The following is a 19,166-nucleotide window of genomic DNA, read 5'->3' as shown; positions in this document are numbered from 1 at the left end:
ATGCGCCGTCAATGACCTGATTGCCGACATACAACACGCCGTCAAGGTCGAACAGGATTCCGCCAATATTGTGTGCATTCTTCATCCGTTGCCTCGCCGTCGTGCCGATCACCAACTGCGCGAAACCATCGCTTGCCTCACATACTATTGTGTCTCGATCAGGCCGTGTCAAGCAAAGGATTCAGCACCGATCAGTTCGAAAACATCGGACTCGATCAGTTCCAGCCCCAGCTTTTTGCAATAGCGTCGTTCCTTGTCGGTCGGTTCCTGAATCAAGGCCCAGCCCGCCGGCTGCGCGGCGTCGTAAATGATGTCGGACATCACCATGCGCTCGGTGTCGCGGTTCAGACGCAGACCCATCAGCAGGTACTGCTTGCCTTTGCGCAACGCCTTGACGACGGGCGGAATCGAAAAGCCGCCCATCAGCTCGGTAATGTAATCGACATAGTCGGCGTCGGAAGCAACGTAGTCCGGAAAAGGCTTCGGTGTGCCCATGGGCTTGAACAGGATGGTCAGATCCGGGTCGATGACATCGGATTTATGGTAAGCCCCGGTATCCCAGTAATACAGCTTGTAGCGAAAATCGGTCCCTCCAAGACGGGCAATGCCGACGATCAGGTTGTGTTTCAGGCGAGCGTAGGAATCCTGGAGCTGCGTGTCGCGGTTGATGTCAATCACGTAGGGCGGGTGGATTGCCCTGATCCAGTCATGGACTGCGCCGCGCGTCCACAGCGTGTCGCCGTAGGTGCGCGTGAGGAAGCGGGTTACCGTGCTGCGACCGCGCTTGAGTTCGACATTCATCGCGGCGCGCGGGAATTCGTACATCAGCTTGGGTGACATCGGCCGGCCATCGTTCATCGCCAGGATCAGCGAATTACTATCGGCAGGGATTGGCGTACCGTTCGCGGCGTTGGTCACGTCGGCCAGTACGCCGGGGCCGAGATAGGGAACGATGCTGCCGTTTTTGAGGCCGTCGATCAGCTTGTCGCGCAGTTCGGGGGTCATGACAATTGCTCCGATTTGAAGGGATACTCATCCCGAGCAAGTTCCACGCCTGTCGCCAATCCGCGCATCGGCACGGGTGTCCTGACCCTGGCGTCGGCGATTGTAGGAAACGCGACAGCGAATGTTGCCGCTTGCGTGACATCAGAGGGTCGACAAGGTCACCTCGACGACCCCGCCAATCACCAGATACTCGTCCTCGCCTTTCAACACCCCCGGAAGCAGGCCGCAGTGGAAGAAGATCTTGGTCAGCGGGATGTCGGCCGTCATGATGTAATCGCCGAACTCGCCGGCGCGCTCGCGACTGCGGGAAAAGGAATTCAGGTTGTTGAGCAGGATGATGTGACGCCCGCCTTCACCTTTGCTCAGCACTTCATGGTCGGACATGCGATTGACGCCGCGGTAAAGCGTGAGATGGGTCTGCGGCGGATTCTGCGGCGGGTAGCCGAGCGCCAGCTGCAACTGGCAGAAAGCATAGACGAGGTCGAATTGCGCCTCCAGCGCGCCGGTTCCATACAAGCCATGCGAGCGCATTTCAAGGTAGCGGCGGTAGGCTTCGCCGGAGAAGTCGCGCAAGGCCTGCCCGTGGTAGCGCGGCGGCAGACCGAAGCGCGACTCGACCCAGCCCTTGAGCACGGCGCCTTCGCGGCTGTCGGAATCAAAACTCCAGCCGCGAATCATGCGAATGTAATTGGCCTTGGCGCGGTTCTTCCGGTCGCCACCGAAGCCTGCTCTCAGCCCCATCTCTTCCGGCCGTTCCAGCCGGAAGTGCACCGTCAGGTAATCGGCGAAGACGGCGCCCAGCGCTTCGGGCGGGGTGGCGTTCAGGCGATCGAAGAGGTCCCGATGCAGTTCGGCGACGCCGTCGAGCAGCAGAGGAATCGGATATTTCTGGTAGGACAGGCTACCCAGCACCACGGCCGGTAGATTGCAGCGATTGATCGGCAAACGCGCATCGCGCGGCAGCGATGCCTTGTCATCACCCCTACAAAGGACGTGGGATTTGTCGCAAGTCTGCGCCGCGTCAGGCACCGTCATGTTTTCCGATTTCATTTATATTTCAATCGCTTGCGATGCTTTCGACGACCTGGCACGCAACATGCTGCAGGACAGGTGCGACTCTGATTGTTTCATTCGCAAATCGACTGACAGAATAAGGAGATTACAGCATGGCCAAGTTGCGTCAATGTGCCATTTACGGCAAAGGCGGCATCGGCAAGTCCACCACCACACAGAATCTGGTCGCGGCGCTTGCCGAATCCGGCAAAAATGTATTGATCGTCGGTTGTGACCCGAAAGCCGACTCCACTCGCCTGATCCTGCATAGCAAGGCTCAAACGACCGTCATGCATCTGGCGGCCGAAGCAGGCTCGGTGGAAGACCTCGAACTCGAGGACGTTCTCTCCGTTGGCTTCGGCGGCATCAAGTGCGTTGAATCCGGCGGTCCTGAACCCGGAGTCGGCTGCGCCGGGCGCGGTGTCATTACCGCCATCAACTTCCTCGAAGAAGAGGGTGCCTATACGGACGACCTGGACTTCGTTTTCTACGACGTGCTCGGTGACGTGGTTTGCGGCGGCTTTGCCATGCCGATCCGCGAAAACAAGGCGCAGGAAATCTATATCGTCTGCTCGGGCGAAATGATGGCCATGTATGCCGCCAACAATATCTGCAAGGGCATCGTGAAGTACGCGAACTCCGGCGGTGTGCGTCTGGCGGGATTGATCTGCAATAGCCGCAACACCGACCGCGAAGACGAACTGGTCATGGCTCTGGCCCAACGCCTGGGCACCACGATGATCCACTTCGTTCCGCGCGACAACGCCGTGCAGCATGCGGAAATCCGCCGCATGACTTGTGTTGAGTACGATCCGACGCACAAGCAAACCGACGAATACCGTGCTTTGGCGAACAAGATAATCAACAACACAAACTTCGTTATCCCGACTCCGATCGAGATGGAAGAGCTGGAAGAGCTGCTGATGGAATTCGGCATCATGAGCGTTGAAGACCAGTCCATCATCGGCAAGACAGCGGCAGAACTGGCTGCTGAAGCAGCCTGAACCGCGCAGGTGATTGGCATTACGAGTAGCAGGAAATATGCAGTAAGCAACAACTAGGCACGACACGGCGGGGTTGCGTAAGCGAATCCGCCACTTTCAACCAGTGCGCCGGCCACGGATGGGTGACCGCGTCAGGAGAAAAAAGATGACAACGCTATCTCGCGAAGAAACCGAAGCCCTGATCGCCGAGGTTCTTGAGGTTTATCCTGAAAAGGCCAAAAAAGACCGCAGCAAGCACCTTGCGGTCAATGACCAGTCGATTGAACAATCCAAGAAGTGCATCACTTCCAACCGCAAGTCCCTGCCCGGCGTAATGACCGTCCGCGGCTGTGCCTACGCGGGTTCCCGCGGCGTCGTCTGGGGGCCGATCAAGGACATGATCCACATCTCGCACGGCCCCATCGGCTGTGGCCAGTATTCCCGTGCCGGGCGCCGCAATTACTATGTCGGCACGACCGGCGTGGACACCTTTTCCACGATGAACTTCACCTCGGACTTCCAGGAAAAGGACATCGTTTTCGGTGGCGACAAGAAGCTCGCCAAACTGATCGAAGAAGTCGATCAGCTCTTTCCCCTCAACAAGGGCATCTCCGTCCAGTCCGAATGTCCCATCGGCCTGATCGGCGACGACATCGAATCGGTCTCCAAAAAGGCCTCGGCCAATCTAGGCAAGCCGGTCGTCCCGGTGCGCTGTGAAGGCTTTCGCGGTGTTTCCCAGTCGCTGGGCCACCACATCGCGAACGACGCCATCCGCGACTGGGTTCTCGACAAGCGCGACGGCAACACCTTCGAGTCGACGCCCTATGACGTCTCAATCATCGGCGACTACAACATCGGCGGCGATGCCTGGTCTTCCCGCATCCTGCTTGAGGAAATGGGTCTGCGCGTGGTTTCCCAGTGGTCCGGCGACGGCACGATAGCTGAAATGATGAACACGCCGAAGGTGAAGCTCAACCTGCTGCACTGCTATCGCTCGATGAATTACATCAGCCGCCACATGGAAGAGAAGTACGGCATTCCCTACCTGGAATACAACTTCTTCGGTCCAACCAAGATCATCGAATCGCTGCGCAAGATCGCCGCTTTCTTCGACGATTCGATCAAGGAAAAGTGCGAAGCCGTTGTCGCCCGCTATCAGCCGATGATGGATGCCATCATCGCCAAGTACAAGCCGCGCCTGCAGGGCAAGAAGGTCATGCTCTATGTCGGCGGACTGAGGCCGCGCCACATCATCGGCGCTTACGAAGACCTCGGCATGGAAGTCGTCGGTACCGGCTACGAATTCGCACACAACGACGACTACGACCGCACGATCAAGGAAATGGGCAGCGCCACCCTGCTCTATGACGATGTCACCGGCTACGAGCTGGAGGAATTCGTCAAGAAGATCAGACCGGACATGGTCGGTTCAGGCATCAAGGAAAAGTACATCTACCAGAAAATGGGCATTCCATTCCGCCAGATGCACTCCTGGGATTACTCCGGCCCCTATCACGGCTACGACGGCTTCGCCATCTTCGCCCGCGACATGGACATCGCACTGTCCAATCCGGTCTGGGGCAACCTGGTGCCGCCCTGGAAGAAAGCGGTAACCGAAGAAGTGCAGAAGGCCGCCTGAGTTGGCGAACAGGAACGAACAGGACCATCCATCAGCTTGTACCCGCAGTTGCAGATGAGCACTGCGGGCAAGGAGACAGCAATGCAAACCGTAGAAAATATCAAGCCCAGTTACCCCTTGTTCAGCGATGACGACTACAAGAAGTCAATCGCCGATAAACGGGAATTGTTTGAAGAAGGCCACAGCCCCGAGAAGGTACGCGAAACCTTCATGTGGACGACCACGATGGAATACCAGGAGCTCAACTTCAAGCGCAGCGCCCTGACGGTCGATCCCGCCAAGGCCTGCCAGCCGCTCGGCGCCGTGCTGTGCGCGTCCGGTTTTCACAAGACCCTGCCCTACGTGCATGGTTCGCAAGGCTGTGTCGCCTACTTTCGCACCTACTTCAACCGTCACTTCAAGGAGCCGTGCTCGTGCGTCTCCGACTCGATGACTGAGGATGCAGCCGTGTTCGGCGGGCAGAAGAACATGTACGACGGCATGGCCAACGCGAAGGCGCTCTACAAGCCGGAGATGATTGCCGTATCCACCACGTGCATGGCCGAAGTGATTGGCGACGACCTCAACGCGTTCATCAACAACACCAAGAAGGAAGGCCATATTCCCCAGGAATTCCCGGTTCCCTTCGCACACACGCCGTCCTTCGTCGGTTCGCATACGACTGGCTGGGACAACATGTTCGAGGGCATCATTCGCTCCTTCACGCTGAACACCATGGAAGGCAAGAAGGCGGGTTCCAACGGCAAGATCAACATCGTTCCTGGCTTCGAAACCTACCTGGGCAACTATCGCGTGATCAAGCGCATGCTCGGCGAGATGGATGTCGATTTCACCCTGTTGTGCGACCCGAGCGAGGTATTCGACACGCCGACCGACGGTGAATTCCGCATGTATGCCGGCGGCACGACACAGGACGAAATCAAGGATGCGCCCAACGCCTACACGACCGTTCTCCTGCATCCGGCGCAACTCGACAAAACCAAAAAGTTCATCGAGAACACGTGGAATCACGAGGTGCCCAAGCTGAATATTCCGATGGGCGTCGAGTGGACCGACGATTTCCTGATGAAGGTTTCCGAAGTCACCGGCAAGCCGATCCCGGAATCGCTGGCCAAGGAACGCGGACGCTGCATGGACGTCATCGCCGACAGCCACGCCTGGCTGCATGGCAAGAAGTTCGCGCTCTACGGCGACCCGGATTTCGTCACTGGCATGGTCAAGATCCTGCTCGAGTGCGGCGCCGAGCCGACCCATGTCCTTTCCAACAACGCCACCAAGCGCTGGACCAAGGCCATGGAGAAGCTGCTGGCCGAAAGCCCCTTCGGCGTCAATGGCAAGGCCTATGCCGGTTACGACCTGTGGCACATGCGTAGCCTGTGCTTCACGGACAAGCCGGATTTCCTGATCGGCAACTCCTACGGCAAGTTCATCCAGCGCGATACCCGCTTCAAGGGCGAAGAGTTCGAAGTGCCGCTGATCCGCCTTGGCTTCCCGATCTTTGACCGTCACCACCTGCATCGCCATACGACGATGGGCTATGAGGGCATGATCTCGATCGTCACCCAACTGACCAACGCCGTCCTTGAACAACTCGACAAGGAGACGATGGGCATGGCGACTACGGACTACAACTTCGACCTGGTTCGTTAATCCGAACCGCTGGCGGCGCCTGGCAACTCGGGCGCCGCCGGTACTGCAGGAGCATTTGATGGCCAATATCATGATCCGTCAAGCCGACAACGGCGGCCTGACGTTCTACCTTCCGAAACGGGATCTGGAAGCCTCAATTTCGTCCATTGAATTCGACACCCAGGAAAAATGGGGCGGCGAACTGAAACTGGACAACGGCGGTTCGTACTACATCGATCCGATCGCCAAACCGCCGCGTCTGCCCATTTCCTTACGGGCCAGGCGCACCGGCATGGCCGAGGATTAAGTCAACACCTAGACAAGCAACCAGGAGAAATATCATGGCAATGAAAATTGACCCTGACATGTGCACGGCCTGCGGCGACTGCAAGCCAGTTTGCCCAACCAAATCGATCAGTTCCGGCAAGATCTATTTCAAGATCGACGTCGGCACCTGTACGGAATGCGAAGGCGAAAGCGATTCGCCGATGTGCGTCGATGTTTGCCCGTCCGGCTGCATCGTCCCGGCTTGACAGCGGAGGATCACTGTCATGCCGGCCACTCCGATCGCCTCTCGTGAAGCGGCCTTGCGCATCGCCTTGGCCGCCCGCGCGCTGAACAGTCTTGACGTCCAGGCTTTGGTTGGCGCCCTCGTGGAAAAACTGGAAGCGCCATTGACCGAAAGCAAGCTGGGCACGCTGACCGTTGATGATATACGGGTCATCCTCGCCGGTGATTTTGCCGAGCAGGGTTGCCATGTCGGCGTTGAAGACGCGGCGCTGAAGGACGCTGTACGGCTCCTTTGGGGTCAGGGTGTCGAGAGCAGCGATTTCCCCGTGGTCGATAGCTCCCCCGGCGGCGATATTCCCGACAGCATCCGCGTCGCCATCGCCGCCAATCGGGGCGAAAACCTCGACGGCCACTTCGGTTCATGCGAGCGCTTCCTGATTTACCTGGTCAGCCTGACCACACAGAAGCTGATCGACGTGCGCTCCACCGTCGAAGCGGATACCACCGAAGACAGAAATGCGGCCCGCTCGGCGCTGATCGGCGACTGCCAGATCGCCTTTGTGCAATCGATCGGCGGCCCGGCCGCCGCCAAGCTGGTGCGTGCCGGGGTACACCCGATCAAGAAGCCGAAAGGCGGCCCCGCCCACGAAGTGCTGGTTGAGCTGCAGGCCCGTCTGGCCAGCCCACCGCCCTGGCTGGCACGAATCATGGGCGTGCCGGCCGCCTCGTTGAAACGCTTCGAGGAGCTTGTCCAGGCCGAGGGGTCGGCGTGATGACGCCACTTCAACTCGTGCAGGCGGCCGAGATCATTCAACTGAGTTCGCGCATTGACTTGTTGCGCGAGCGATTTCCGCAACTGCACTTTACCGAGTGCAGCGAAGACGATGTTTCACCTCGTCACCAGCCGGCGCTCAGCTTCGACAACCACGATCTGTACCTGGTCACCGGCGCTACGGGCGAGTGCCTGAAGCTGACTGACGATTTCAACAAAGCGACCGGCGTTCTCGTCGCCGCCAAAGCCGATGCGGATTGAGAATACGTCCGCCGATACCGGATTCGGCAACGCGGGATCGCGTACCGCCCGAGTCTGATCGCGAGGAAGAAGCATGAAGGAAGCACTGGCCTGGCTGGAGCATTGCAAAGCCCTCTCCCCGGCCATCGTCGAAACCTGCGCCAAGACAGCGGTGAGCAGCGGCCCGGGAGCGCTGATCAAGGCACTTGGTCAGGCCCTTCCCGAGTGGAAGTTCCGCCATTCCTTGAGCCGCGGCGGCTGGTATCGTCTGGGCGGTGTCCTCGACAAAGACGGAAATCGAATTTCCGATAGCCTCGAAAATTGGGCTGAAAACGCCCTCAATGAGCGCGGCGGTGATTTTGGCCAGCTTACTGACGACTTCGCTGATCAACAGCTTTACGCAACTCGCTTGATGGGCCAGACGCACTATCTGGTCGCCGCTGCCGGCGATAGTGTGGCCGATTTTCTGCAACTGGAGATCGAGGATCTACAGGAGTTGCGCGTGCATCGACTCTTCGCCAACGCCCCTGTCAGCATCGAGGAGCTGGTCGATCCGCGAGGCGGCAATGACAAGCCTGTCCCGGTCGGCCTGCCCTTCCACACCTTTCACCGCATCCAGCATATCGGCGCCCTGCTTCGCCGCATGCTGGCGCAAAAGCCCGAACCCGCGCCCATCCACCGCATGCTTGAAGACTGGTCGAAAAGCAGCGCCAGCAGTGCCAGTGCCTACTGCAACCATTGGGTGATCGCCACCCGCGAACACCTCGATCACTATCACCAGCCTGTATTCCGCGCACAGCCGATCTCCACACAGTTCGATGACGCGCCGGAATTCGATGCAGTGGCCGGCAGCAGCGGGCTCGAATTGTGTACGGCGCTTGCCCGTTTCGACCGTGAAATAGGCTACCCGATGGCCTGGTACTTCCACATGCTCAGCTCCAAGTCCGTCCCGCACTGGGTCGCCGATTGCGTCGTCGAGGACTCGCTATCCGGCTACGGCTACCTGCCGCAATGCGACGTCAATGTCGTGCGCGGCTGGTTGCATCGGCCGTATTCGGTGTAGATCGCGGCTATTGACGTACTGTCCAAACGGGTTGGCACAAAGATCCATCAGCTCTCAAAACCGCGCCAAGCCTCTTCCTGCCGGCTCAGTTATTCCCTGTGACGACCCGGTTCTTGCCGGCTTTCTTAGCTGCAAACATTGCATCATCTGCCCGTTTGGTAACGCTCGCCTGGGTGTCGTCGCTGCGGTGGTCTGTCACTCCCGCGCTGAAGGTGATCAGCACTTTTTCGTTTTCATGCAGGAAGTAGCGTTTGGTGAGTTCCCTTTGCAGACGGACGATGGCCGTTTTTGCGTCCTCAAGCGTTGTGTCCGGCAGGATGATGATGAATTCTTCTCCGCCAAAACGGGCCAGAGTGTCCTGTGGCCGAAGGGTTTCCCGAATGATGGTGACCAGATGAATCAGTGCCGCATCGCCGGCATCGTGACCAAGGGAATCGTTTAGCTTCTTGAAATTGTCGATGTCGAGCATGGCCACACAGAGCGGAGATTTACGACGTCGCGAACGGGCCACCTCGTTTTCGAAGGCCTCTTCCAGGCCGCGGCGATTGAGCGTTCCGGTAAGCTGGTCGTTGCGGACCAGCATGCTGGCCTTTTCGAGTTCTTCCTGTAATTCGTTGATGCGTTTGTCGGCTTCTTCGACCCGCTGTTTTGAAACGCGCAGGTCATCACGTGAACGCTGCGCGTTGATCTGGATGATGCGCGTTTCCCCAATCACCTCGGCAAGCACATCCTGCAATTGGCCGATGTCATCGGCCTTGCCGATTCTTTCAACACAGATTTCCATTTTGTCATGGTAATCGGAGGTTGAATCGGCGAACTCGGCCAGATGATCTACGAAGCCGGCGAGCATAAGTTTCAGTGCCTCTCTGGCTTCGACAAGACTGTGCTTGAGCTGACTATGCTTGAATATGACCTCCTTGAGACGGTGCTCGGCATCGTTGATGGCACGGATGTTCATGGGTTGCGCAACGATTCCGCGCACAACGGCAATCTGCCCGTTCAGCCAACGATCATCGACCACAAGTTCACCGACGTTGTCGATCATGAGTTGCAGTAATTTCAGCAGGCCACTGCGCAGCTCGTTACGATCCTCGGCCAGAAATTCCAGCCGGAAGGCAAAGCGCTTTATCTCCGCAAGGAGTTCATTCAACGCCTTGAGTGAAGTCGCGGCGTTTGCCGACGCGGCGAGCGTTTTGGCCTGTGCAGCCAACCCAGGGTCGTCTTCTAGCTGCGTTGCGACGACAACTTCCAGCGTATACACCAACAAGCTTCGAAGTTCGGGCAACAATTCTGCGGCGCGGCCGACCGGTGTTGCCGGCGCGGCGTTGGCGACAACACTCGCTGGCTCCGCGACAGGAGCTTTAGGCGTCTCGACATCGCCTTCAAGGCCTCCCGCGACATCGGGCTCAGCTTGGTTCTGCGACCACGATTTGATCAAGCGCTGTAGCCGACCGAACAGGATTTCACTGTTGTTTCCTGCGCTGGCAAGAACGTGCTCCAGCGACTCCCGTTTTCGGGCCGGCGTCAGCCTGGACTGCTTGGCCTCCCATTGGCGGAGGAACTCGGAAATCAGCTCGCTCCACTTCAACTCCGATTCCGCACTGTGCTCCTTGATGAAATCGACCAGAGCCTTCTTGTACTCTTCCCAGTTGGAACCTTTAAGCGACTGATCGAGCTGCCGCGAAAGGCGTTGCTGCACCGGGGTCTCCCTGGGCAGAGCCAACAGGAGCGCCTTGAGCTCACGCTCGGGGAACACCTCGGCTGATTTACCGGAAATGCCGGCGATTTGATTATAAATCGCGCGATAATTGTCGGGCGAAGGCGACTTGCGTTGCGACATCAGTTGTCTCAACGTCTCGCGGGCAATTTCGGATGGATTGGTTAGAGTTGCCATGGTCTCTTTTGATTAAAGTAGTGCGATGCAAATGACCGTTTCGCTTCGACACAGAAGCGCATCAAAGCCTCTGCAAGCGTGCCTCAACCTGCCGCTTCGGCTATAATCCTCGGTTCGTCCGTCACGTCTGCCCCCGTAGCATGAAGGTCGTGCAGTTGATTTGTAATCATCAGGTATTGGTTCGATTCCGATCGGGGGCACCAATAAAACAATACATCGGGCAATTCAAAACTACGGCCATTTTGTCGCTGTCTCTCGGGTAGCTCGCGCATAACCGGATTCCTGCTCGCCGAATTATCATACCAAAGAAAGCTCGCTACCCGTGCGAACGGCACAACGCTCCCCACTCTGCATGCCACACCCCCTTACATGACTACCCGAAGCAGATTCGGCGCACATGGCGCCGCTGAAAACTGGATGAAAGGCGCGCTCTCCGTCCGGCCCTGTTCCGCTTCCAGGTGCGCGCCACTGCGGATTCCGGAATGATCGGCATTTTCGACAGCGGACTGGGCGGACTCTCGGTACTTGCCACCGTTGCCTCCGTTCTACCGCATGCCGACCTCGTTTATCTCGCCGATACGGCGCACGTTCCCTACGGTGACAAGGATGATGCCTTCATCCGCAGCCGCGTGCTGAGAATCGGCCGTCATCTGGTCGATCAGGGTTGCACGGTAATTGTTGTCGCTTGCAATACTGCTACGGCGGCCGCTGTTGACGCGTTGCGCGAGGCCCTGCCTGACATCCCGGTTGTCGGTGTCGAGCCGGGCATCAAACCCGCCGCCATCGCCTCGAAGAGCGGCCGCATCACGGTGCTGACAACAACCGCAACGGCGCGCAGCGAAAGGCTCTTTCGCCTCATCCGGCTGCACGCAGCGACGGTTCAGGTCGAAATTCTGCCCTGCCCCGGTTGGGCCACCCGGGTCGAAACCCTGCAGCTCGATGACCCCGGATTTGTTGAATCCGTCCGCAGCCATCTTGCGCCGGCCCTCCACACAGGCGCCGATCAGATCGTCCTTGGCTGCACCCACTTCGCTTTCCTCACTTCCGCGCTCGAACCCATTGTCGCCGGTCACGCAAAACTGGTCGACGTTGCCGATGCCGTCGCCCGTCAGTGCGTGCGCCTCGCCGGCGCATCCGCACTTGGCCATGGCCGGCTAACCCTGCTCGCAACGGCTCACCCCGAGCGCCTGCAGGCCGCACTCCCGACACTTGGGTTGCACGGCCTGACCGGCAAGCTGGCGGGCCCCGCCCGCCTGTCGCATGCCTGAGATCGGATCAAGGATATCCCCATGTATCAGCCCAAACACTTTGAAGAGTCGCGAGTCGAAGTACTGCACGACCTGATACGAGCGCATCCACTGGCAACTCTGGTTACGCTCTCGTCAAATGGTCTTGTCGCCAACCACATTCCGCTGCAGTTCGTATCAGGATCTTCGTCGCTCGGAACCCTGCAGGGGCACGTCGCTCGGGCCAATCCGTTATGGAAGGACTTCGACGAAAACCTTGAGGTTCTGGCCATCTTCCAGGGGGCCGATACCTACATCTCGCCGTCCTGGTACGCCACGAAACACGAGACCGGAAAGGTTGTGCCAACCTGGAACTACACCGTGGTCCATGCTCATGGCACGCTTCGTATCATCGATGACGCGAACTGGCTACGTGCGCAGATTGAGTCACTGACGACACAGAATGAAGCGGCACTTCCCCAGCCTTGGGCGGTTACAGACGCGCCGCGCGATTACATCGACAAGATGATTTCGGCAATTGTCGGCATCGAGATCACGATTACCCGACTCTCAGGGAAATGGAAAGTGAGCCAGAACCAGCCGTCAGCGAATCAGACGAGCGTGATCGAAGCGCTGCGCAGAAAAGGCGGCGATGGCAACAAGACGATGGCTGACCTGATCGAAGCAAATGCCAGGAATTCACGGCAACCGGATTGAACTTGACCGAACGGCGAGCCCGGCCACGCACATGCTAGTCTTGGTGTTTCGCGTCGGCTTCAAAGACTTGACAAATACATGGTATCCCGACTGAACAAACCCGCCAGTGCCAACGACCATGCAGCCTGGACGCTGGCGGTGCGCGGCATTTTCTTTGTTCTCCGGTTTCATCTGCTGCCAGCACTGACTGCCGGGCAGAAAGATGAACTCAAAGTGCGAGGGTTGATCTGATGCACATCTGGGTCGACGCCGATGCCTGCCCCAAAGTTATCAAGGACATTCTCTTTCGCGCCGCCGCGCGTACCGGGATTCCCCTGACTCTGATTGCCAACCAGACGCTTTTCGTTCCGCCCTCGCCCCTGATTCGCAGCGTGCAGGTTCCGGCAGGTTTTGATGTGGCCGACAACGAAATCGTCAAGCGACTCTCGGCGGGCGATCTGGTCATCACCAGCGACCTCCCGCTTGCAGCCGAGATCATCGAGAAAGGCGGCCACGTCTTGAGCCACCGCGGCGAGTGGTATTCGGCAGCCAATATCCGGCCGCTGCTCAACATGCGCGATTTCATGGACAATCTGCGTGCCAGCGGCGTCCAGACCGGCGGACCGCCGCCGATGAACCCGGCCGACCGGCAGGTATTTGCCGGGCATCTGGACCGTTTTCTGACTGGGTTGAAATGAGTAGCTGCAATTCCTGTCGGACTGCCTGATATGGCGATCTTCTCCATCCAGGAAGTCTTCTCTGCCAACGGCCCGCTGGCCGCCGGCATTCCCGGCTATCGACCGCGTGAACAGCAGATCGAAATGGCCGAGCACATTGCCTCGGCCATGGCTGAAAACAGGGTACTCGTCGCCGAAGCAGGAACCGGGACGGGAAAGACCTTTGCCTATCTCGTTCCGGCGCTGCTGTCCGGCGGCAAGGTGATTGTCTCGACCGGCACCAAAAACCTGCAGGATCAGCTTTTTTCACGTGACATTCCAACGGTTCGCAAGGCGCTGGGCTCTCCCGTCAGGGTCGCTTTGCTCAAGGGACGGGCCAATTACATCTGCCACTATCATCTGGAGCGTTCCCTGGACGATGGCCGCTTCTTGTCGCGAGAGGATGCTGCCCATGTCCATCGCATTTCGCGTTTCCTAAAAGCGACGAAGACCGGCGACAAGGCTGAATGTGGCGACGTGCCCGAGAATTCACCGGTATGGAGCGCCGTCACTTCGACGCGCGAAAACTGTCTCGGCCAGGATTGCCCGAGCCACAAGGAATGTTTCGTACTTGCGGCACGCCGCGAAGCCTTGACCGCCGATCTGGTGGTCGTCAATCACCACCTCTTTTTCGCCGACGTGATGCTGCGTGACGAAGGAACCGCCGAATTGCTGCCGGCCTGCAACACGGTCATTTTCGACGAAGCGCACCAGCTTCCCGAAACGGCCAGTCTGTTCTTTGGCGATAACGTGTCGACCGCGCAGATGCTCGATCTGGTGCGTGATGCCCGAGCCGAAGGATTGGCGTCGGCACGCGACTGCCTCGACCTTCCCGTGCTTTGTGCTGCGGTTGAAAAGGCAGCAAAGGAGTTGCGACTGACTCTGCCGCTTGAACCATCGCGTTTCGCCCTGACGCAACTGGTCGCACGAATGGGTTTTGAGAATGGTATTGCCGGGCTGCTACGCGAGATCGAAGCGCTTGCTGCCCTGCTTGAAACGCAGGCACAACGCTCCGAAGGACTGGAAAACTGCTGGCGCCGTGCCGGTGAGTTGAGAGCACAGCTGCATCGCTGGCAGAGTGGAGCCGACGCCGACTACGTTCGCTGGGGCGAAACCTACACCCACGCCCTGCAACTCAACGCGACGCCGCTGGTCATCGCGAAAATAATGCAGAAGCAGATGAGCGGCCACCCACGTGCCTGGATCTTTACTTCGGCGACGCTTGCGGTGCAGAAGGATTTTGCTCATTACCGCGCTGAAATGGGGCTGGCTGAAGCCGATTCGGCGTATTGGGACAGCCCTTTCGACTATGCACGCCAGGCGTTGCTGTACGCACCGCAAAATCTTCCCGATCCGAATAGCCACGGCTTTGCCGAGGTCGTCGTCAAGACCGTTTTTCCGGTACTTGAAGCCAGCGGTGGACGGGCTTTCTTTCTTTGCACTTCCCTGCGTGCCATGCGGCGTACCCATGAACTGCTGAGCGAGTATCTGGAACGTGCCGGGTTGGATTTTCCCTTGCTGCTTCAGGGCGAGGGCAGCAAGAATGAATTGCTTGAACGTTTTCGCCGGCTCGGCAACGCCATTCTGGTTGGCAGTCAGAGTTTCTGGGAGGGCGTCGATGTTCGCGGCCAGGCGCTGTCGCTAGTCGTCATCGACAAGCTGCCCTTTGCACCACCCGACGACCCGGTACTCTCGGCACGCATCGAACGCATGAAGAATGAAGGGCTTAATGCGTTCATGGACTATCAGTTGCCGCGCGCCGTGATCAACATCAAACAGGGCGCCGGCCGGTTGATTCGCGATGAGACGGATCGCGGCGTGCTGATGATCTGCGACCCACGTTTGATCAGCAAGCCCTACGGCAAACGTATCTGGCGCAGTCTGCCACCGATGAAACGGACACGCGAACTCGATGAAGTCCTGGCGTTTTTCAAAAATGAGACGGCTGAAGACAGACGATGAGCATCCCATGCCCTGACCAGTCGATTCCGCTGCCTGCTGATTGTCGTGACGCGGCGGCTGTACTCAATCGTGGCTGTGCCTGTATCTCCGTCGATCACACAGCGCTGCGACACGCACTTGAGGAAGGGGTCGGTCGTGAATCCGTAGTGTCTTATAGCGATCTACTGAAGACACGCCCTCATCTCCTTTCAGACACCAAAGTTTATGTCGCTGAAGCGCATCTGCAGAACATGGCTGATCTGATCAGCGTTATCCAGCGAATAAGCGAGCTGCCGGCATGGCGCGAACGTGTGCTTTCTTACGCGCCCCCGATCGCACGGCATACACCGAAGGCGGAGGGCGTTTTTCTGGGTTTTGACTTCCACCTCGGTGCCACAGGTCCGCAACTCATTGAAATCAACACCAACGCCGGTGGCGGCATGCTCAATGCTAAATTGCTGCGCGCGCAACGCGCCTGCTGCGACGGAGGAGAAGCGATGTTCTCCGAGCAGATGATGATCGAGTCGGATTTCATGGCCATGTTTCGCGAGGAATGGCGACTGGCGCGCGGTAGCACACCCCTCGGCTGTATCGCCATCGTCGACGAGTCGCCGGCAACACAGTACCTGCAGCCCGAGTTCGAGTTGGTCCGGCAATTATTCGAATCGAGTGGATTCACTGCAGTGATTGTCGACCCTGGCGAACTTTCCTTCGATGGCCAGCGCTTGACGTTCGGCGGAAAGCCTGTCGATCTGGTCTACAACCGGCTGACCGACTTTTCGCTTGATGATGAACGCAACCAGGCATTGCGGGCGGCCTATCTCGCTGACACCGTGGTGCTCACCCCTCACCCGCGGGCCCATGCGCTCTATGCCGACAAGCGCAATCTGGTCGCCTTGACAGATGAAGCCTGGTTACAGGCGATTGGCGTCAGCGAAGTGGACTGTAAACTATTGAAATCCGGCATCCCGCTCACCAAAGAGGTATTGCCAGAGGATGGCAAGTCGTTCTGGACGAACCGCAAGAAGTGGTTCTTCAAACCGACATCGGGCTACGGAAGCAAAGCCGCGTATCGCGGCGAAAAGCTCACCAGACGCGTTTTCAACGAGATAAGCCACGGTGGCTATGTCGCCCAGGCACTGGTTTCCCCATCAGAGAGACGACTGCTGGTCGATGGTGTCGAGCAGGATCTCAAGCTGGACCTGCGCAATTACGTCTATCACGGGCGAGTGCAACTCGTTTCGGCTCGGCTGTACCAGGGACAGACGACGAACTTCCGCACGCCTGGCGGGGGCTTCGCAGCAGTATTTTCAGTGCCGTGCCAGGGTGGGGGAAGAGTCTGCACGTAAGACGCGCAGACTCTTCGATTCGGTCAGTTCAACTTGAAGCGGCTGACCGAATCGTTCAGCGAAGAAGAAAGCTGTTTCAAATGATGTGCGGATTGCGTCGTATCCTTCATTGCCACAGCGTTTTCTTCGGACATCTGCGCCACCTTCTCGACACTCTTGGCGATTTCGCTGGAAGCCGTCACCTGCTCCCGGATGGCTTCGGAAATGCTGTTGACCACTTCGGTGACGCGCATCGAACCTGAACGGATCTCATTGATCGAATTGCCGGCCTGGGTAGCCAGCTCAACGCCCTTGCCGGCTTGGACAACCCCGCTTTGCATGCTGCTGACTGCGCTGCGCGTGCCATTCTGGATTTTCCCGACCATGCTGGCAATTTCGGTTGTCGACAGGCTGGTGCGCTCGGCCAGCTTGCGCACTTCGTCGGCCACCACGGCAAATCCCCTCCCCTGTTCCCCCGCACGTGCCGCTTCGATCGCGGCATTGAGCGCAAGCAGGTTGGTCTGGTCGGCAATCTCCTTGATGGTATTGACAATCGAGGAAATCTGCTCGGAATGGCGACCCAGGTCCTCGATGACCGTTGCAGACGATTGCACTGCATCGGAGATCTTCTGCATTTCGCTGGCGGCACTTTCGATGATATGCGTTCCCTCCGTGGAGAGCTCGCTGGCCTGCATCGAGATGCTATGCGCCTCTTGTGCGTTTTCGGCGACCTGATCGATACTGACTGTCATTTCTTCGACGGCAGCGGCCATTGAGGAAGCCGATTCGCCATGTTGCTGGGCATGCTCGGAAACGTTTTCAAAGGTCGTCAGGAGCTGCGATGACGCGGTTGAAAGCGTAGCCGCATTGTTCAGGATACTTCTGATCATGGTGCGCAGCGTTTCCTGCATTTCCTTCATGCCATACAGAAGGCTGGTGGTATCGCCTGGCACGCAAACGATTTCTGAGCTCAGGTCGCCATCGACGATGCGTTGTGTGATCTGTCGCGCGACCTGGGGATCGCCCCCCATCAGCTTGAGCACATTGCGCGAAACCAGTGTCAAAGAAACTCCAATGAAGCCGCCGATTACCGCGACCCAGGCGAGAAGCTTCATGGCATTCTGACGGAACAGGGCGTCAACGTCGTCGACGTAGATGCCGCTGCCTACAACCCATCCCCAGCCCTCCACACCCATGACGTAGGAAATCTTTGGAACCGCCGCTTCGCTGCCTGGTTTCGGCCAGACGTAGTCAACAAAGCCACCGCCCTGATCTTTGGCAATTTTGGCGAATTCGACGAAAATGAGTTTACCGTTCTTGTCTTTGAACTCGGAAAGATCCTTGCCATCTAGTTCCGGTTTGATCGGATGCATGACGATGACGGCTTTGAGATCGTTGATCCAGAAATACTCAACTTTGTCATAACGCATGCCGCGAACGGCGTCGATGGCAAGCCGCTTCGCTTCTTCGACACTCAGCTTGCCCTCCTTGGCCTGTTTCTCGTAGCCGCTGATCGTGGCTTGCGCTACCTCGACGAGATTTCGTATCTTGTTTTTGCGGTCGGCGAGCAACTGACCCTTTTCACCCATCAGCACGATGACTACCAATATGCAAAGACCTACGATCGTGATCACCGTGAGTCCATTCAGCTTGGTACGCAGTGACGCCCCCTTATAGTCGATGCTCATATTCTCTCCTTTTACCGTCCGGACACTGTGAAGGGTGCTAGACAACCAGACAACTCACCCCGCACTCAATCTACCCTTTAAGGAAGGCGTTGGCAATTACTCTGATTGCGAAAAAAACTTGCGTCATATGAAAGACGAAGACAATGTAGCGCTGGCACTTGAAATCCGCTCGGATTCCCCCACCTGCGCGATATTCGATCTTCTCCAAAAGGATTCATCATGCGTCTCGACAAGCTAACCACCAAGTTCCAGCAGGCTCTGGCTGATGCCCAAAGCCTGGCCATTGGTCACGACAATCAGATGATCGAGCCGCAACACCTGCTGCTAGCGCTCCTGCAACAGGACGATGGCGGCACGGCTTCGCTGCTGGCGCAGGCCGGTGTCAATGTGCAATCGCTCAAGGCCTCTTTGGATCAGGCGGTGGATCGCTTGCCGAAGGTCGAAGGCCATGGTGGTGAGGTGCAGATCGGTCGCGATCTGACCAACCTGCTTAATCTTACCGACAAGGAAGCGCAGAAGCGCGGCGACCAGTTCATCGCCAGCGAGATGTTCTTGCTGGCCGTCTGCGACGACAAAGGTGAGACCGGTCGCCTCGCCAAGCAGCATGGACTTTCCCGCAAGGCGCTGGAGCTGGCTGTGGCCTCGGTACGCGGCGGCCAGGGCGTCGACAATCAGGAAGCCGAAGGACAACGCGAATCGCTGAAGAAATACTGCATCGATCTTACCGAACGCGCTCGTCAGGGCAAGCTCGACCCGGTGATCGGCCGCGACGATGAAATTCGC

The 19,166-nt window shown here is 58.1% G+C and carries 19 protein-coding genes and 1 tRNA gene; 16 read left to right on the top strand and 4 right to left on the bottom strand.

All coding sequences use genetic code 11. The features are described from left to right. Positions 1-168: 168 nt before the first annotated feature. Positions 169-1,005 carry an SIR2 family protein gene (locus tag PROAA_RS03795; protein WP_186410058.1) on the bottom strand — a complete coding sequence of 279 codons (837 nt, stop codon included), beginning with the start codon at positions 1,003-1,005 and terminating at the stop codon, positions 169-171. Between the two features lie 141 nt (positions 1,006-1,146). After that, positions 1,147-2,055, bottom strand: coding sequence for an NAD(+)--dinitrogen-reductase ADP-D-ribosyltransferase (locus PROAA_RS03790; RefSeq protein ID WP_222102081.1), 909 nt, complete (start codon positions 2,053-2,055; stop codon positions 1,147-1,149). A 116-nt stretch (positions 2,056-2,171) separates the two neighbouring features. On the opposite strand from PROAA_RS03790, the gene nifH reads away from it, so the two are divergent. From nifH to PROAA_RS03750, 8 genes are all read left to right on the top strand, one after another. Next, the gene (gene nifH / locus PROAA_RS03785; RefSeq protein ID WP_186410057.1) at positions 2,172-3,062 is read left to right on the top strand and encodes a nitrogenase iron protein; all 891 of its coding nucleotides are present in this window, start codon (positions 2,172-2,174) and stop codon (positions 3,060-3,062) included. A 145-nt stretch (positions 3,063-3,207) separates the two neighbouring features. Next, positions 3,208-4,680, top strand: a complete 1,473-nt coding sequence (gene nifD, locus PROAA_RS03780; protein WP_186410056.1) for a nitrogenase molybdenum-iron protein alpha chain — start codon at positions 3,208-3,210, stop codon at positions 4,678-4,680. A gap of 81 nt (positions 4,681-4,761) precedes the next feature. After that, positions 4,762-6,330: a nitrogenase molybdenum-iron protein subunit beta gene (gene nifK, locus PROAA_RS03775; protein ID WP_186410055.1), complete on the top strand. Its 1,569-nt coding sequence runs from the start codon at positions 4,762-4,764 to the stop codon at positions 6,328-6,330. A gap of 58 nt (positions 6,331-6,388) precedes the next feature. Beyond that, positions 6,389-6,616: a putative nitrogen fixation protein NifT gene (gene nifT / locus PROAA_RS03770; protein WP_186410054.1), complete on the top strand. Its 228-nt coding sequence runs from the start codon at positions 6,389-6,391 to the stop codon at positions 6,614-6,616. 34 nt (positions 6,617-6,650) lie between these two features. Then, on the top strand, positions 6,651-6,842 hold the full coding sequence (locus tag PROAA_RS03765; RefSeq protein WP_186410053.1) for a 4Fe-4S binding protein: 192 nt from the start codon (positions 6,651-6,653) through the stop codon (positions 6,840-6,842). 18 nt (positions 6,843-6,860) lie between these two features. After that, positions 6,861-7,592 (top strand): dinitrogenase iron-molybdenum cofactor N-terminal domain-containing protein, encoded by a 732-nt coding sequence (locus PROAA_RS03760; protein WP_186410052.1) that lies wholly within the window; start codon positions 6,861-6,863, stop codon positions 7,590-7,592. Then, positions 7,592-7,852: a DUF6129 family protein gene (locus PROAA_RS03755; protein WP_186410051.1), complete on the top strand. Its 261-nt coding sequence runs from the start codon at positions 7,592-7,594 to the stop codon at positions 7,850-7,852. The genes PROAA_RS03760 and PROAA_RS03755 overlap by 1 nt, the downstream gene beginning before the upstream one ends. Before the next feature lie 73 nt (positions 7,853-7,925). Next, complete coding sequence (locus PROAA_RS03750; RefSeq protein ID WP_186410050.1) at positions 7,926-8,894, top strand: hypothetical protein; 969 nt, start codon at positions 7,926-7,928, stop codon at positions 8,892-8,894. A gap of 85 nt (positions 8,895-8,979) precedes the next feature. On the opposite strand, the gene PROAA_RS03745 is transcribed toward PROAA_RS03750, so the two are convergent. Next, positions 8,980-10,788: a GGDEF domain-containing protein gene (locus PROAA_RS03745; protein ID WP_186410049.1), complete on the bottom strand. Its 1,809-nt coding sequence runs from the start codon at positions 10,786-10,788 to the stop codon at positions 8,980-8,982. Between the two features lie 129 nt (positions 10,789-10,917). Here PROAA_RS03745 and PROAA_RS03740 point away from each other — a divergent pair. From PROAA_RS03740 to PROAA_RS03710, 7 genes are all read left to right on the top strand, one after another. Then, positions 10,918-10,991 (top strand) — tRNA-Thr (locus PROAA_RS03740). A gap of 279 nt (positions 10,992-11,270) precedes the next feature. Next, a complete protein-coding gene (gene murI / locus PROAA_RS03735) occupies positions 11,271-12,056 on the top strand; it encodes a glutamate racemase (RefSeq protein ID WP_186410048.1) in 786 nt (261 codons plus the stop codon). 21 nt (positions 12,057-12,077) lie between these two features. Next, positions 12,078-12,731 carry an FMN-binding negative transcriptional regulator gene (locus PROAA_RS03730; protein ID WP_186410047.1) on the top strand — a complete coding sequence of 218 codons (654 nt, stop codon included), beginning with the start codon at positions 12,078-12,080 and terminating at the stop codon, positions 12,729-12,731. Between the two features lie 78 nt (positions 12,732-12,809). Then, entirely contained in the window at positions 12,810-12,962 is a 153-nt protein-coding gene (locus PROAA_RS03725; protein ID WP_186410046.1) for a hypothetical protein, read from the top strand. Continuing rightward, positions 12,962-13,408 (top strand): YaiI/YqxD family protein, encoded by a 447-nt coding sequence (locus tag PROAA_RS03720; protein ID WP_186410045.1) that lies wholly within the window; start codon positions 12,962-12,964, stop codon positions 13,406-13,408. Before PROAA_RS03725 ends, PROAA_RS03720 begins: the two co-directional genes overlap by 1 nt. Positions 13,409-13,438: 30 nt before the next feature. Beyond that, entirely contained in the window at positions 13,439-15,388 is a 1,950-nt protein-coding gene (gene yoaA, locus PROAA_RS03715; protein WP_186410044.1) for a DNA repair helicase YoaA, read from the top strand. Next, positions 15,385-16,716, top strand: a complete 1,332-nt coding sequence (locus tag PROAA_RS03710) for a hypothetical protein (RefSeq protein WP_186410043.1) — start codon at positions 15,385-15,387, stop codon at positions 16,714-16,716. The genes yoaA and PROAA_RS03710 overlap by 4 nt, the downstream gene beginning before the upstream one ends. A 23-nt stretch (positions 16,717-16,739) precedes the next feature. On the opposite strand, the gene PROAA_RS03705 is transcribed toward PROAA_RS03710, so the two are convergent. After that, positions 16,740-18,383 (bottom strand): methyl-accepting chemotaxis protein, encoded by a 1,644-nt coding sequence (locus PROAA_RS03705; protein ID WP_245664141.1) that lies wholly within the window; start codon positions 18,381-18,383, stop codon positions 16,740-16,742. A 219-nt stretch (positions 18,384-18,602) separates the two neighbouring features. Here PROAA_RS03705 and PROAA_RS03700 point away from each other — a divergent pair. After that, positions 18,603-19,166 (top strand): Clp protease N-terminal domain-containing protein (locus PROAA_RS03700; RefSeq protein ID WP_281182224.1); only part of this gene is annotated, 564 nt, incomplete at its 3' end.

This window comes from Candidatus Propionivibrio aalborgensis, from assembly GCF_900089945.1.
GTDB lineage: Bacteria > Pseudomonadota > Gammaproteobacteria > Burkholderiales > Rhodocyclaceae > Propionivibrio > Propionivibrio aalborgensis.
The sequence above is the reverse complement of the archived record's forward strand: the minus strand, read 5'-3'. Positions and strand labels throughout refer to the sequence as shown.

Excerpts from the sequence above, each read along its gene's own strand:
- nifH (WP_186410057.1), top strand. The coding sequence starts at position 2,172 with ATGGCCAAGTTGCGTCAATGTGCCATTTACGGCAAAGGCGGCATCGGC.
- PROAA_RS03755 (WP_186410051.1), top strand. The coding sequence starts at position 7,592 with ATGACGCCACTTCAACTCGTGCAGGCGGCCGAGATCATTCAACTGAGT.
- PROAA_RS03710 (WP_186410043.1), top strand. The coding sequence starts at position 15,385 with ATGAGCATCCCATGCCCTGACCAGTCGATTCCGCTGCCTGCTGATTGT.
- PROAA_RS03750 (WP_186410050.1), top strand. The coding sequence starts at position 7,926 with ATGAAGGAAGCACTGGCCTGGCTGGAGCATTGCAAAGCCCTCTCCCCG.
- PROAA_RS03705 (WP_245664141.1), bottom strand. The coding sequence starts at position 18,383 with ATGAGCATCGACTATAAGGGGGCGTCACTGCGTACCAAGCTGAATGGA.
- PROAA_RS03790 (WP_222102081.1), bottom strand. The coding sequence starts at position 2,055 with ATGAAATCGGAAAACATGACGGTGCCTGACGCGGCGCAGACTTGCGAC.
- nifD (WP_186410056.1), top strand. The coding sequence starts at position 3,208 with ATGACAACGCTATCTCGCGAAGAAACCGAAGCCCTGATCGCCGAGGTT.
- nifT (WP_186410054.1), top strand. The coding sequence starts at position 6,389 with ATGGCCAATATCATGATCCGTCAAGCCGACAACGGCGGCCTGACGTTC.
- PROAA_RS03720 (WP_186410045.1), top strand. The coding sequence starts at position 12,962 with ATGCACATCTGGGTCGACGCCGATGCCTGCCCCAAAGTTATCAAGGAC.
- yoaA (WP_186410044.1), top strand. The coding sequence starts at position 13,439 with ATGGCGATCTTCTCCATCCAGGAAGTCTTCTCTGCCAACGGCCCGCTG.
- PROAA_RS03760 (WP_186410052.1), top strand. The coding sequence starts at position 6,861 with ATGCCGGCCACTCCGATCGCCTCTCGTGAAGCGGCCTTGCGCATCGCC.
- PROAA_RS03765 (WP_186410053.1), top strand. The coding sequence starts at position 6,651 with ATGGCAATGAAAATTGACCCTGACATGTGCACGGCCTGCGGCGACTGC.
- PROAA_RS03795 (WP_186410058.1), bottom strand. The coding sequence starts at position 1,005 with ATGACCCCCGAACTGCGCGACAAGCTGATCGACGGCCTCAAAAACGGC.
- PROAA_RS03730 (WP_186410047.1), top strand. The coding sequence starts at position 12,078 with ATGTATCAGCCCAAACACTTTGAAGAGTCGCGAGTCGAAGTACTGCAC.
- PROAA_RS03725 (WP_186410046.1), top strand. The coding sequence starts at position 12,810 with ATGGTATCCCGACTGAACAAACCCGCCAGTGCCAACGACCATGCAGCC.
- PROAA_RS03745 (WP_186410049.1), bottom strand. The coding sequence starts at position 10,788 with ATGGCAACTCTAACCAATCCATCCGAAATTGCCCGCGAGACGTTGAGA.
- nifK (WP_186410055.1), top strand. The coding sequence starts at position 4,762 with ATGCAAACCGTAGAAAATATCAAGCCCAGTTACCCCTTGTTCAGCGAT.
- murI (WP_186410048.1), top strand. The coding sequence starts at position 11,271 with ATGATCGGCATTTTCGACAGCGGACTGGGCGGACTCTCGGTACTTGCC.